We start from the raw sequence: 13,564 nt of genomic DNA, 5'->3' as shown, positions 1-13,564 counted from the left end.
GCGCCACGACCGGGCCGGGACCGGGGCGCCGTACCCCGCCCGGCCGCTGCGCACCGGCCGGGCGCCGCCCCGCGCTACTCCGCGCGGGCGAACTCCGGCTCGACGATGTCGGCGTTGATCTCGGTGCCGTGGTGCTCGCCGCGGCAGATCGCGGCCATCAGGCCGTCCTTCTCGATGTCGAACACGTGCAGCGGCAGACCGTGGTCGCGGGCCAGGATGAACGCGGTCTGGTCCATCACCGCGAGCCGGCGCGACAGCACCTCGTCGTACGGCAGGCGCTCGTAGCGGCGCGCATCGGGGTTGGTGCGCGGGTCGGTGTCGTACACGCCGTCGACGCCGTGCTTGGCGACCAGCAGCGCGTCGGCGCCGATCTCCAGTGCGCGCTGCACGCTCGGGTAGTCGGTCGTGATGAACGGCTGCCCGTTGCCGCCGGAGAAGATCAGGATCGCGTCCTTCTCCAGGTGCCGCTTGGCCCGCAGCCGCAGGAACGGCTCGGCGACGGCGTTGATCGGGATGGCGGTCATGACGCGGACGTTGTCCTCACCGCCCGCGGACAGCTTGCCGCGCAGCAGCAGCCCGTTGATGACGGTGCCGAGCATGCCGATGTTGTCGGCCTCGACGCGGTCGATCCCCCAGGTCTCCGACCGGTTGCCGCGGAAGACGTTCCCCCCGCCGACGACGACCGCGACCTGCACGCCGAGCGCGCGCATCTGCCGGATCTGGTCGGCGAGGTGGGCGAGGGCCTGTGCGGAGAACCCGAAGCCGTCGGCCCCGGCCATCGCCTGGCCGCTGAGCTTGATGACCACCCGGTTGTACTTCATCTGTCTCCGACCCGCTCCTCACCGTGCCGCCGTCCGGTCCGGTGGCAGCCTACGCAGGGCCCGCCGCGCCGGGGCGCGGCGGGACCACGGGCCGGGGCCGCGCCACCGCTGCGCAGCCGGTGATCAGGTGATGTCGTCGTAGCGGGGCGGCTCGGCGGGCGGGGCCGGCGCGACGGGGCCGGCGCCGTTGCCCGTGGACGCCGGGGGGCCGGCCGAGGACGGGCGGTCCGCGGCGCGCCCGATCACCGGGACGGCGGCCGGGACGGGGGCCGGCGCGGAGACCTCCGACGGCCCGCCGACGTCGGACGGCCCGTCGATCCGCGACGGCGTCACGTCCAGCGGGGAGGGCTCGTCCGGGTCCAGGGAGTCCCAGCCCTCGGCCGCGCGGCGCCGCGCGCGCCGCCGGTCGGTGATCCGGCAGACCTGGATCGCGGCCTCGAACAGCAGGGTCAGCGCGAACGCCAGCGCCAGCATCGAGATCGGGTCCTGGCCGGGGGTGGCGATCGCGGCGAAGCAGAACAGGCCGAAGACCAGCCCGCGGCGGCTCCTGCGCAGCAGCTCGTAGGACACGACCCCGGCGGCGTTGAGCGCCACCACCAGCAGCGGGATCAGGAAGCTGACCCCGAAGATGACGATCAGGTTCACGACCAGCGAGAAGTACGACGTGCCGGTCAGCGCGGTCGTCTGGATCTCGCTGCCGATGGTGAGCAGGAAGCCCAGCGCCTGCGGGATGATCAGGTAGGCCAGCACCGCGCCCGCGACGAACAGCACCGCGGCCACCGAGACGAAGCCCAGCGCGTAGCGGCGCTCCTTCTTCAGCAGGCCCGGGGTGATGAAGCCCCACAGCTGGTAGAGCCACACCGGGCAGGCCAGGATCACCCCGGCCGTCGCCCCGACCTTCAGGCGCAGCATGAACTGGTCGAACGGCGTGGTGCCCAGCAGGGTGCAGGTGTTCGGGTCGGCCGTCAGCGACGCCCGCGACGACGCCGGCAGCGAGCAGTACGGCTCCTTGAGCAGCTCACCGAGGCTGGGGAGGCCGAAGAACGCGACCTCGAACCAGATGTAGCCGAACACCGTCGTCACCACGATCGCGACGATCGAGATGCCGAGCCGGTTGCGCAGCTCGTAGAGGTGCTCGATCAGGGTCATGGTCCCGTCGGGGTTGAGCCTGCGCTTCCGACGGAACGGGGCCTTCACGGCGGCGGCTGCCTCAGGACGCCTGGCCGGTGCCGCGGTCGGTCGACTGCGGCGCGGCCGGGGGCTGGGCCTGCGGGGCGGCCGCGGGCGGGGTCTGCTGCGGCGCCGCCGGCGGGAGCTCCTGGGTGCGGGCGGGCTCGTCGGCCTGCTTGGCGCGGGCGTCGTCGTCCTTGAGGCCCTTCATCTCACCCTTGAACACGCGGGCGGACTGGCCGACCGACCGTGCCATCTCGGGCAGCTTCTTGGCGCCGAACAGCAGGAGCAGAACGGCGATGATGATCAGCCACTCGTAGCCACCGGGCATGGGGTCCACCTCGTCGTCGTCGTGCCGGGTCCGTCCCGAGTGTAGACACGGGTACGGGGTCGTCCCGGTCCCCCCGCCGCCGTCGGTGCCCGCGGTCACCCCGTGTTCACGTGCCGGACGCGCGGCCCCCGGCCGGGTGTCGGCGGGCGGCACGCACGGTCACGGCGCGTCGGCGACGTGCAGCGCGGCGCGGGCACGCTCGCGCACCGCCGCCGCCAGCGCGGGCGGGTCGACGATGCGCGCCGCCCCGCCGAGGCCGAGCACCAGGCGGACCAGCCAGTCGTCGTCGGCGAAGCGCAGCAGCACCCGCAGCCGCCCGTCGCCCGGGGGCGCCGCCGCGGCCCGCTGCGGGGTCCCGGGCGGCAGGTCGCCCTCGACGGCCGCGCCGTCGTCGGGGGCGGGCGGCGGGCCGGTGCGGATCTCGTCGACCGGGTAGTACTCGGCGACCCAGTGCGCCTCGGGCCCGAGCTCCAGCACGGCGAAGCGGTGCTCCGCGCGCGGGCTGAACAGCCCGTGCGAGACGTCCGTGGGCCGGGCCTCGGGGTGTGCGCGGGCGGGCTCGTCGAGCTCCTGCGCCTGCTCGACGCGGTCGAGCCGGAACAGCCGCACGTCCTCCGCGCGCCGGCACCACGCCTCCAGGTAGCCGCGCCCCCCGGTCACGACCAGCCGCATCGGGTCGACGTCGCGGCGCGAGACGGCGTCGCGGCCCGCGGTGAAGTACACGATCCGCAGCGCCCGGCCGGACTCCAGCGCCCGGCGCACCACCGCGGTCGTCTCCCGCTCGCCGATGCCGGGCTCGACGGTGACGAGCCCGCCCGGGCCGGCGGCCTCCCCCACCGCGGCCTCGACCTTCGCGATCGCGCGCCCGACGGCGTCGGAGTCCACCACCCCGGCGGTCTGGTGCAGCATCCGCAGCGCGACCAGCAGCGCGGTCGCCTCGGTGGTGGTCAGGCGCAGCGGGCGGGTCAGCCCGGCGTCGAACACGACGTCCACGGTGTCCCCGGCGAAGGACAGGTCCACGAGGTCACCGGGGCCGTAGCCGGGCAGCCCGCACATCCACAGCAGCTCGAGGTCCTTGCGGAGCTGCCGCTCGTCGACGCCGAAGTCGGCGGCCGCCTCCGCGACCGGCACGCCGGGGTGCGCCCGCAGGTAGGGCACCAGCGACAGCAGCCGGGGCAGGCGCTGCGCGACCCCCTGGCGGCTCACCGGCCCGTCCCCGTCCCGGTCGCCGCCGGGCCGAGTGCTGCGGTCCACAGCGCGCGCACGGCGGCGGCGAGCTCCGGCGGGTCCAGGACGGCGACGTCCGGGCCGTGCCCGGCGAGCCAGCGCGCGACCACGGCGGGGTCGCGCACGTCCAGCTCGATCTCGACGCCGTCGCGCCCGGCGCGGGTGAGCGGGCCCCGCTCGCGTCCGGTGCGGCGCAGCCCCGTGGCCCGGCCCGCGGCGACCCACACCCGGGCGGTGCCCGACACCGGGCGCGGGCCGGCCGAGGCCCGCACCAGCGCGCGCAGGTCGACGCCGTCCGGGATCCGCACCGCGCCCTCCGGGCCGGTGGCGCGGACCGCGCCGTCGATGCGCGAGAGCCGGAAGCAGCGGACGTCGTCGCGGTCGCGGTCGTGCCCGACCAGGTACCAGCGGCCCCGGAAGGACACCACCCCCCAGGGCTCGACGGTGCGGTGCACCGCCTCCCCGGTGGGGCCGCCGCGGCGGTGGTCGAACCCGACGACGCGCCCGGTGCGCACCGCGGCCAGCAGCGGGGCGAGCGCGGGCTCGCCGGCGGCCGCGCCGGGCGCGATCGCCGCGGCCGGGGTCTCGGCGACCTCGACGCCGGCCGCGCGCAGCTTGACCAGCGCCCCGTGCGCCGCGCCGGACAGCTCCGGGGAGTCCCACAGGTTGCCCGCGAGGGCGACGGCGGTGGCCTCGTCGGGGGCGAGCTCGATCTCGCCGAGCTCGTAGTCGGCGCGGGCGATGCGGTAGCCCTCGACGGTGTCGAACACCGAGGTGTGCCCGGTCTCCAGCGGCACACCCAGCTCGCGCAGCTCGGCCTTGTCCCGCTCGAACATGCGGAAGAACGCCTCGTCGCCGGCCGCCTCGGCGTAGCCGGGCACGATCGAGCGGATCCGCTCGGCGGTCAGGTACTGGCGCGTCGACATCAGGCACAGCACCAGGTTGACCAGTCGCTCGGCGCGGGCGGCGGACACGACCGGCATCGTAGCCAGGCCCGCCCGGCCGGGCCGGAGGGCCCGCACCGGCGGGCACGGCCGGCCGCGACCGGGTGTCTCATCCTGCGACAGGGTCGTTGACCGGCCGTCGTACCGGGGACCAGGCTCGGCGGGGGTGCGGCACCGCGGCCGTACCGGCCGTGGAGGTGGCGCATGTCCGGTGAGCAGGAGACCTTCAACCCGTGGACCGTGGTGAACCTCGTGTTCCACCATCTCGCCGGAGAGGGGCTGCACCCCGCGCTGGGCGGGGCCGGCGACCCGGCCGTGGCGGCGACGCAGCTGCTGCGCTCGATGGGCATCGCCCCGGCCCCGGAGAAGGCGGGCCCGGCGGACCCGGACGTACAGGACGAGCTCGCCGAGCTGCGCCGCCGGATCATGCCCGGGATCGAGTGAGCACCGGGGTGTGATCTAGGTTCCGCCACGCACCGGTCGTGGGGCGGGCCCGCCGCCGGGCGTCCGGCGGAGGGGCGGGATGGAGCAGACCGAGCGCGAGATCGTGCAGCTGCAGCTCGACGAGCTGCACCGGACCCTCGGGCGCCCGGGCGGTGTCCCGGACGCGCGCGTGGTCGCCTACTACCCGCCGTCGATGGCCGCGCAGGCGCACCTGTTCGGGCTGGCCGCCACCGACGTCGAGGGCACCCGCTGGACGGTCGGCGACGCCGACGTGCGCTTCCCGCTGCACTCGATCTCCAAGGTCTTCACCTACGGCCTGGCGCTGGAGGACAACGGGCGCGAGGAGGTCCTGCTGCGGGTCGGCGTCGAGCCGTCGGGCGACCCGTTCAACTCGATCACCTTCGACGAGGTCAACCACCGGCCGTTCAACCCGATGATCAACGCCGGTGCGCTGGTCGCGGCGAACCTGGTGCACGGCGGGTCCAAGGAGGAGAAGGTCGAGCGGCTGCTCACCCGGCTGCGGATCTACGCGGGCAACCCCGACCTGGCCGTCGACGAGGACGTGCTCGCCGAGCAGCTGGTCTCCAACGACCGCAACACCTCGCTGTCCTACCTGATGCGCAGCCTCGGGATGCTGCACGGCGACATCGAGGACAACCTCTACGTCTACCTGGCCGCCTGCTCGGTGACGGTGACCGCGGCCGAGCTGTCGACGATGGCCGCGACCCTGGCCCGGGGCGGCGCGAACCCGTTCACCGGGGTCCCGGCGCTGCCGCGCACCTACACCCGCGACGTGCTGAGCGTGATGAGCATGTGCGGCATGTACGACGCGGCCGGGCAGTGGGCCTACGACGTCGGCATCCCGGCCAAGTCCAGCGTCTCCGGGGCGATCCTGGCCGCGATCCCGGACGCGATCGGGGTCGGCGTGTGGTCCCCCGGGCTGGACCGGCACGGGAACTCCGCGCGCGGCGTCGCGGTCTGCCGGGAGCTCTCCGACCGGTTCGGGCTGCACGTGTTCGCCGACCCCTCGGAGTCGCGGCTGGGCCGGATCGTGCGGCCCGGGCGGCGCGACGCCGACGCCACCGAGATGTACCCCTCCGGCGACGGCTGGCTGCCCGACGGCCTCTGAGCTCCCGCGGCGCCCGCGACCCGGCGCGGCGTCCCCCGATCGGGTGTCCCCCGGGCCGGTCCCGTGCCAGGGTGTCGTTCCACGACGACACACGGGAGTGCGCCGCATGACATCGCTGGAAGCCGTCGCCGAGCGGGCCGCGCGCAGCGCCTTCGCCTACCGGTTCCACCGCAGGCACCGCAGCGAGGCGGCGCGCCTGCTGGCCACGATCGAGGCCGACCGCGGCCCGCTGCCCGGCGCGGTCGCGCAGCAGTGCGACGACTGGGCGGGCGACGTGCTGGGCTGGCGCGGCTACGCCCCGTGGCTGCGGGTCTACGCCGCCGTCGCCGGGCGCTTCCGGGAGGGGTGGATCCCGGACAACTACTACGGCCGCGTCGTGCTGCCCGCGGTGCAGGGCCCCTACGGCGAGGTGTCCAAGCTCAAGCCGCTCTCGCGGCGGCTGCTGCAGTCCGACCTGATCGCCGACGTCGCCTACTGGGTCAACGGCGGCCTCTACGGCCGCGACCTGCAGCACCTGGACCGCGCCGACCTCGCCGCGGCGCTGTTCGACGGCGCGGACCGTGCGGTGTTCAAGTCCGACGACTCCATCCAGGGCGCCGGGGTGCGGGTCCTGCACCGCTCCACGTTCGACCCCGCCGCGCTCGCGACGCTGCCGTCGGGGGTGTTCCAGAGCTGGGTCGAGCAGCACCCGGTGCTGGCGGCGGTCACCCCGGACTCGGTGGCGACGGTGCGCGTCACCACCGCGGTCACCGACGACGGGAACGCGTCGGTGCGGGCGGCGTACCTGCGCTTCGGGCGGGCCGCGGACACCCACGTGCGCTCCGACAGCCACGTGCGCGTCGCCGTCGGCACCACCGACGGGCGGCTCGCCGCGGAGGGCTTCACGCCGCGCTGGACGACGGTGGCGGCGCACCCGGACTCGGGGGCCGGGTTCGCCGGGCTCACCGTGCCCGGCTTCGCGGCCTGCACCGGCGCCGTGCTGGAGCTGCACCGGCGGATGCCCTTCGCCCGGTGCGTGGGGTGGGACCTGACCGTCGACGCGGGCGGGCACCCCGTCGTGCTGGAGTGGAACGCCGGGCACAACGACATCAAGTTCTCCGAGGCCACCCAGGGCCCGTGCTTCGCGGACATGGGCTGGGAGCGGCTGTGGCGGCGCGGGCGGACGATCCCGGCCCAGCGGGGCCCGGGCGACTGAGAGGCCCGCCGCGGCCCACGCCGCTACGGTGCGACCGGACACCGCAGACGGAAAGGGACGCCATGGTCGCGCAGGACGAACAGGACCTGGTGCAGCGCCAGTTCGAGGAGCTGCAGCGCTCCTGCACCGCGACCGCCGGGATCCTGCTGCCCGGCGAGGAGGTCGTCAGCTACTACCCGCCGGAGATGGAGGCCCGCGCCGGGGAGTTCGGGCTGGCCGGCACGAACGTCGACGGGACCCGCTGGCAGGTCGGCGACTGCGACGTCCGGTTCCCGCTGCACTCGATCTCGAAGGTCTTCACCTACGCCCTGGCGCTGGAGGACCACGGCCTGGACGCGGTGCTGGACCGGGTGGGCGTCGAGCCGTCCGGGGACCCGTTCAACTCGATCACCTTCGACGAGGCGCGCAACCGGCCGTTCAACCCCATGATCAACGCCGGTGCGCTGGTCGCCGCGAACCTGGTGCGGGGCGGGTCGAAGGAGGAGCGGGCGCAGCGGCTGCTGGAGCGCGACCGGCTGTTCACCGGCAACCCCGGCCTACAGATCGACGCGCGCGTGCTGGAGGAGCAGCTCGTCGCCAACGACCGCAACCTCGGGCTGTCCTACCTGATGCGCAGCCTCGGGATGCTGCACGGCGACATCGACGACAACCTCTACGTGTACCTGGCCGCCTGCTCGATCGCCGTCACCGCACCGGAGCTGTCGGCGATGGGGGCGACGCTGGCCAACGGCGGGGTGAACCCGCTGACCGGTGAGCGCGCGCTGCCGCGCGAGCACCTGCGCACGGTGGTCAGCGTGATGAGCATGTGCGGCATGTACGACGCGGCCGGCGAGTGGGCGCACGACGTCGGCATCCCCGCCAAGAGCGGGGTCTCCGGCGGGATCATGGGCGTGCTGCCGCGCTGGTTCGGGCTCGGCGTCTACTCCCCCGGGCTGGACCGGCACGGCAACTCGGTGCGCGGCGTCGCGGTGTGCCGGGAGCTGTCGCGCCGCTTCGGGCTGCACGTGTTCGCCGACCCGTCGGAGTCCCGGTTCGGGCGGGTCGCGCAGCCGGAATGAGCCGGCGCCCCGGGGGCGGGCACGGACCCACCCCCGGGGACGGCGGTCACAGCGAGGCGATCAGCCGGTCCACGCGCTCGTCGACGGCGCGGAACGGGTCCTTGCACAGGACGGTGCGCTGGGCCTGGTCGTTCAGCTTCAGGTGCACCCAGTCGACGGTGAAGTCGCGGCCGGCTGCCTGCGCGGCGGCGATGAAGTCCCCGCGCAGCTTGGCCCGGGTCGACTGCGGCGGGGTGTCCTTGGCCGCCTCGATCTCGCCGTCGTCGGTGACCCGGTCCACCAGTGCCTTGCGCTGCAGCATGTCGTAGAGGCCGCGGCCCCGGCGGACGTCGTGGTAGGCGAGGTCCAGCTGGGCGACGCGGGCGCTGGACAGCTCCAGGTCGTGCCGGGCGCGGTAGCGCTCCACCAGTCGGTGCTTGATGGCCCAGTCGATCTCGCGGTCGATCAGCGACAGGTTCTGGGACTCGACGGCGTCGAGCGTGCGGCCCCACAGCTCGACCACGCGCGCCATCGCCGGGTCGGCGTGCCCGTTCGCGGCGAGGTACTCCACGGCGCGGGCGTGGTACTCGCGCTGGATGTCCAGTGCGCTGGCCTCGCGTCCCCCGGCCATCCGCACCGGGCGCCGCCCGGTGAGGTCGTGGCTGATCTCGCGGATCGCCCGGATCGGGTTGTCCAGGGTGAAGTCCCGGAACTGGACGCCGGCCTCGATCATCTCCAGCACCAGGGTGGCCGACCCGACCTTGAGCAGGGTCGTCACCTCGGACATGTTGGAGTCGCCGACGATGACGTGCAGCCTGCGGTAGCGCTCGGCGTCGGCGTGCGGCTCGTCGCGGGTGTTGATGATCGGGCGCGAGCGGGTGGTCGCCGAGGAGACGCCCTCCCAGATGTGCTCGGCGCGCTGGGACAGGCAGTAGACGGCGCCGCGCGGGGTCTGCAGGACCTTGCCGGCGCCGCAGACGAGCTGGCGGGTGACCAGGAAGGGCAGCAGGACGTCGGCGATGCGGGAGAACTCGCCCTGCCGGGCGACCAGGTAGTTCTCGTGGCAGCCGTAGGAGTTGCCCGCGGAGTCGGTGTTGTTCTTGAACAGGTAGATGTCGCCGCCGATGCCCTCGTCGACCAGCCGGCGCTCGGCGTCGACGAGCAGGTCCTCGAGGATGCGCTCACCGGCCTTGTCGTGCGACACGAGCTGGGTCAGCGAGTCGCACTCGGCGGTGGCGTACTCGGGGTGCGACCCGACGTCGAGGTAGAGACGGGCACCGTTGCGGAGGAAGACGTTGGAGGAGCGGCCCCACGACACCACCCGCCGGAAGAGGTAGCGCGCCACCTCGTCCGGGGACAGTCGGCGCTGCCCGTGGAAGGTGCACGTGACACCGAACTCCGTCTCGACCCCGAAGATCCGACGCTGCATGCCCTTCAGGGTATGCGTCCGACCCCCTCTAGTGTCACGACTGTGAGTGGATGGTTCGAGCGCGTCGCACGTCGGTCCCGCCGGTTGGACAGGAGCGTCGACTCCGTCTCGCGGGCGGACAAGGCCGTCACCGACTTCATCGCGAGCCGCCCGCCCAGCCGGGTGGACACCTCCCTGCGCCGCCTGACCCGCACCGCCGACCACAGCGTGCTGTGGTTCGCGATCGCCGCGCTGCTCGCCGCCCGCAAGGGCGCGGGGCGCCAGGCCGCGCTGCGCGGGGTCGCCTCGATCGCGCTCACCAGCTTCACCGCGAACGCCGTGCTGAAGCCGCTGCTGCCGCGGCGGCGCCCGGCCGCGGCCGAGCTTCCGGTGTACCGGACGGTGGCCGACCCGCCGTCGTCGTCGTCGTTCCCGTCGGGGCACGCGGCCTCGGCCGCGGCGTTCGCGACCGCGGTGGTGATGGAGAACCGGCGCGCCGCCCCGGTCGTCGTGCCGCTGGCGGTGCTGGTCGGGTGGTCGCGGGTGCACGTGGGCGTGCACTGGACCTCCGACGTGCTCGTCGGTGCGGCCATCGGCACCGGCGTCGCGCAGGCCACCCGGCGCTGGTGGCCGGTCCGGCCCTCCGACGAGGCCCGGGCCCGCCCGATGGACACCGTGCCGGTGCTCCCCCAGGGCGAGGGCCTGGTCATCGTGTCGAACCCGTTCTCCGGCCCGCCCGACCACGACGTGTCCGAGGAGGTCCGCGAGCGGCTGCCCGCCGCGCACCACCTCGTCGTCGGCGACGGGGTCAAGGTCGAGGACATGCTGGAGGACGCGCTGCGCGAGCGCGGGCAGTGGGTCCGCGCGGTCGGCGTCGCCGGCGGCGACGGCACCGTGGCCACGGCGGCGTCGGTCGCCGACCGGCACGGGCTCCCGCTGGTCGTCGTGCCGGGCGGGACGCTGAACCACTTCGCCCGCGACGTCGGCGTCTACGACACCCAGGAGGCCGTCGACGCCACCCAGGCCGGCGAGGCCGTCGCGGTCGACCTGGCGCTGGTCGAGGCGCACCCCGGGCGCCTGGACGACCCGGAGGACGTCTCGGTCACGCGGACCCGCTACTTCATCAACACCGCCTCGATCGGCTCCTACCCCGAGCTGGTCCGGCTGCGCGAGCAGTGGCAGCCCCGCTACGGCAAGTGGCCCGCCTTCGCCGCGGCGCTGATCACCGTGCTGCAGCGCTCGGAGAAGATCAGCGTCAAGATCGAGGACCGCTGGTACAAGGTGTGGTTCCTGTTCGTGGGCAACGGGCCCTACTTCCCGCGCGGCGCGGTGCCGGCGTGGCGCCCGACGCTGGACTCCGGCCTGCTCGACGTGCGCTGGCTGCGCGCCGACGTCCGGTTCTCCCGGCTCCGGGTGGTCCTCGCGCTGATCCTGGGCGCGCTCGGGCACAGCCGCGTGTACCACCAGCGGGAGGTGTCGCGCCTGGACGTCGAGCTGCTGGAGCCGAGCATGCTGGCCACCGACGGCGAGGTCGTCGAGGAGGCGGGCCGCTACACCTTCCGCGTGGCGGAGAAGCCGATCCCGGTCTACCGCCGCGACGAGGACCGCTGGACCGGGCGCGACCGGCCCTACCAGGGGTGACGGGCGTGCTGCTGCGGTCGGTCCGGCCCCTGCTGCCCGGCTGCGACGGCCTCGCCGATCCCGTCGACGTCCTGCTGGGCGAGGGCCGGGTGCTCGCCGTCGGTCCCGGGCTGGACCCGGGCGGCGCCGAGGTGGTCGAGGCCGACGGCCGCGCCCTGCTGCCGGGCCTGTGGGACCACCACGTGCACATGGCGCAGTGGGCGCTGGCGCGGCGCCGGCTGGACCTGTCCGGCGCGCGGTCCGCGGCCGACTGCGCCGCGCTGGTCGCCACGCGGCTCGCGTCCGCTCCCCCGGAGCCCGGTGAGGTGCTGGTCGGGTTCGGCTTCCGCGACGCGCTGTGGCCCGACGAGGCGCACCGCGACCTGCTCGACGGCCTGCACGGCCCGGGCACCGCGGACGTCCCCGTGGTGCTGGTGTCGGGCGACCTGCACCAGGGCTGGCTCAACGGGCCCGCGCTGGAGCGCTTCGGGCACCGTGGCCACCCGACCGGGCGCATCCGGGAGTCGGAGTTCTTCGCCGTCACCGTCGCGCTGCAGGACGTGCCCGACGCCGTGCTGGACGGCTTCGTCGCCGACGCGGCCGCCGCGGCGTCGGCGCGGGGAGTGGTCGGGATCGTCGACTTCGAGGCGCCGTGGTCGCTGCCGGACTGGCGGCGCCGCATCGACGCCGGTGTCACCGGGCTGCGGGTGGAGGCGTCGGTGTGGCCCGAGCGCCTCGACGACGCGCTCGCGACCGGGCTGCGCACCGGCGACGTCGTCGAGGGCACCGGGGGGCTGCTCACCGCCGGGCCGCTGAAGGTCATCACCGACGGCTCGCTCAACACCCGCACCGCCTACTGCTACGACCCCTACCCCGCGCCGCCGCGGAACCCGCTGGAGCACCCGTGTGGGCTGCTGCTGGTACCGCCGGCGCAGCTGCGGCCGCTGCTGGCGCGGGCACACGCGGGCGGGCTCGACGCCGCGCTGCACGCCATCGGCGACCACGCCAACACCCTGGTCCTCGACGCGTTCGCCGCGACCGGTGCCCGCGGGCGGGTGGAGCACGCCCAGCTGCTGACCGGCGAGGACGTGCCCCGCTTCGCCGAGCTGGGCCTCGTGGCGAGCGTGCAGCCCGAGCACGCGCTGGACGACCGCGACGTCGCCGACCGGCTCTGGGCGGGCCGCACCGCGCGGGCGTTCGCGTTCGCGACGCTGCACGCGGCCGGGGCCCGCCTCGCCCTCGGCTCCGACGCACCCGTCGCGCCGCTGGACCCGTGGATCGCCCTGGCCGCGGCCGTGCACCGCTCCGCCGACGGGCGCGAGCGCTGGCACCCCGAGCAGGAGATCGACCGGGCCACCGCGCTCGGCGCGTCGTCCGGGGTGGTGGCGGGCTCCTACGGTGCGGGCGCGCCGGCCCCGGGCGCGCGGGCGGACCTGGTCCTCACCGACGCCGACCCGACCACCTGCGACGCGGCGACGCTGCGGTCGATGCCGGTCGCGGCGACGCTGGTCGGCGGCCGGCTCACCCACCGCGCCGGTGTCTGAGCCGGTGCGCCGGGCGGTGCCGGGCCCGACCGGTCCCGGTGTGCTGGAACACCTCGCGCTGCCGCGGGGCCCGCTGACCCTGCTGCGCCCGGCCGACCCGGACGCCGTCGCCCCGGACCCGGTGCCGGGCCCCGCGGGCGTCGAGGAGCTGCACCCGGCGCACTGGGCGCGGCCGTGGCCCGCGGGTCGGGCGCTCGCCGCCGCCGTCGACGGGGCCGGGCCCGCCCGGCTGGCCGGGCGCCGGGTGCTGGAGCTGGGCTGCGGGCTGGGGCTGCCGTCGCTGGTGGCCGCCCGCGCCGGCGCCGCACCGGTGCTCGCGACCGACCGGTCGGCCGCCGCGCTCGCGTGGGTGGCGGCCAACGCCCGCCGGGCGGGTCTGACCCTGCAGACCGCGACGACGGCGTTCGACGCGCCCGCCGAGGCGGTGCGCGGGCACCGGTGGGACCTGGTGCTCGCCGCGGACGTGCTCTACGGCGCGGCCGCCGCCGATGCCCTGCTGGGGCTCCTGGTGCAGCTCACGAGCCGCCGCGCGGCGGTGTGGCTGGCCGACCCGGGGCGCCCGGAGACGCCGCGCTGGCTCGCCGCGGCCCGCGCGGACTGGACGGTGCGCACCCGCCCGCTGCCGCACGGGGTCGACCTGCACGTGCTGCGGCGCCGCCCCTGACCGCCCGGCGGGGCCGGGCTGCGCCGCGGG

13 protein-coding genes are annotated in these 13,564 nt (G+C 75.4%); 7 read left to right on the top strand and 6 right to left on the bottom strand.

What is annotated here, in order from left to right; all coding sequences use genetic code 11:
* Positions 1–74 precede the first annotated feature (74 nt).
* The 5 genes from pyrH to WJX68_RS17665 form a co-directional block, all read right to left on the bottom strand.
* Positions 75–821, bottom strand: a complete 747-nt coding sequence (gene pyrH / locus WJX68_RS17685) for a UMP kinase (protein WP_340292298.1) — start codon at positions 819–821, stop codon at positions 75–77.
* 123 nt (positions 822–944) lie between these two features.
* Positions 945–2,018 (bottom strand): twin-arginine translocase subunit TatC, encoded by a 1,074-nt coding sequence (gene tatC / locus WJX68_RS17680; protein WP_340292296.1) that lies wholly within the window; start codon positions 2,016–2,018, stop codon positions 945–947.
* Positions 2,019–2,031: 13 nt separating this feature from the next.
* Entirely contained in the window at positions 2,032–2,322 is a 291-nt protein-coding gene (gene tatA, locus WJX68_RS17675) for a Sec-independent protein translocase subunit TatA (protein WP_340292294.1), read from the bottom strand.
* Between the two features lie 159 nt (positions 2,323–2,481).
* A complete protein-coding gene (locus tag WJX68_RS17670) occupies positions 2,482–3,528 on the bottom strand; it encodes a helix-turn-helix transcriptional regulator (protein ID WP_340292292.1) in 1,047 nt (348 codons plus the stop codon).
* On the bottom strand, positions 3,525–4,523 hold the full coding sequence (locus WJX68_RS17665; protein ID WP_340292290.1) for a helix-turn-helix transcriptional regulator: 999 nt from the start codon (positions 4,521–4,523) through the stop codon (positions 3,525–3,527). The genes WJX68_RS17670 and WJX68_RS17665 overlap by 4 nt, the downstream gene beginning before the upstream one ends.
* Before the next feature lie 174 nt (positions 4,524–4,697).
* On the opposite strand from WJX68_RS17665, the gene WJX68_RS17660 reads away from it, so the two are divergent.
* From WJX68_RS17660 to glsA (WJX68_RS17645), 4 genes are all read left to right on the top strand, one after another.
* Positions 4,698–4,937 (top strand): hypothetical protein, encoded by a 240-nt coding sequence (locus tag WJX68_RS17660; protein ID WP_340292288.1) that lies wholly within the window; start codon positions 4,698–4,700, stop codon positions 4,935–4,937.
* Positions 4,938–5,016: 79 nt separating this feature from the next.
* Positions 5,017–6,066, top strand: coding sequence for a glutaminase A (glsA, locus tag WJX68_RS17655; RefSeq protein ID WP_340292285.1), 1,050 nt, complete (start codon positions 5,017–5,019; stop codon positions 6,064–6,066).
* Positions 6,067–6,172: 106 nt separating this feature from the next.
* The gene (locus WJX68_RS17650; RefSeq protein WP_340292283.1) at positions 6,173–7,261 is read left to right on the top strand and encodes a sugar-transfer associated ATP-grasp domain-containing protein; all 1,089 of its coding nucleotides are present in this window, start codon (positions 6,173–6,175) and stop codon (positions 7,259–7,261) included.
* Positions 7,262–7,323: 62 nt separating this feature from the next.
* The gene (gene glsA / locus WJX68_RS17645) at positions 7,324–8,319 is read left to right on the top strand and encodes a glutaminase A (RefSeq protein ID WP_340292280.1); all 996 of its coding nucleotides are present in this window, start codon (positions 7,324–7,326) and stop codon (positions 8,317–8,319) included.
* A 46-nt stretch (positions 8,320–8,365) separates the two neighbouring features.
* Here the strand turns inward: glsA (WJX68_RS17645) and pafA are convergent, their stop codons facing one another.
* Positions 8,366–9,727 carry a Pup--protein ligase gene (pafA, locus tag WJX68_RS17640; protein ID WP_340292277.1) on the bottom strand — a complete coding sequence of 454 codons (1,362 nt, stop codon included), beginning with the start codon at positions 9,725–9,727 and terminating at the stop codon, positions 8,366–8,368.
* 84 nt (positions 9,728–9,811) lie between these two features.
* On the opposite strand from pafA, the gene WJX68_RS17635 reads away from it, so the two are divergent.
* From WJX68_RS17635 to WJX68_RS17625, 3 genes are read left to right on the top strand one after another with little or no spacing between them, the layout of a single operon-like run.
* Positions 9,812–11,347 (top strand): bifunctional phosphatase PAP2/diacylglycerol kinase family protein, encoded by a 1,536-nt coding sequence (locus WJX68_RS17635; RefSeq protein WP_340292275.1) that lies wholly within the window; start codon positions 9,812–9,814, stop codon positions 11,345–11,347.
* A gap of 5 nt (positions 11,348–11,352) precedes the next feature.
* Positions 11,353–12,870 (top strand): amidohydrolase, encoded by a 1,518-nt coding sequence (locus WJX68_RS17630; protein ID WP_340292272.1) that lies wholly within the window; start codon positions 11,353–11,355, stop codon positions 12,868–12,870.
* Positions 12,863–13,534 carry a class I SAM-dependent methyltransferase gene (locus WJX68_RS17625; protein WP_340292270.1) on the top strand — a complete coding sequence of 224 codons (672 nt, stop codon included), beginning with the start codon at positions 12,863–12,865 and terminating at the stop codon, positions 13,532–13,534. The genes WJX68_RS17630 and WJX68_RS17625 overlap by 8 nt, the downstream gene beginning before the upstream one ends.
* The last annotated feature ends 30 nt before the right edge of the window (positions 13,535–13,564 follow it).

Source organism: Pseudonocardia spirodelae (assembly GCF_037727765.1).
Taxonomy (GTDB): domain Bacteria; phylum Actinomycetota; class Actinomycetes; order Mycobacteriales; family Pseudonocardiaceae; genus Pseudonocardia; species Pseudonocardia spirodelae.
This window is presented reverse-complemented; position numbering and strand designations above follow the sequence as displayed.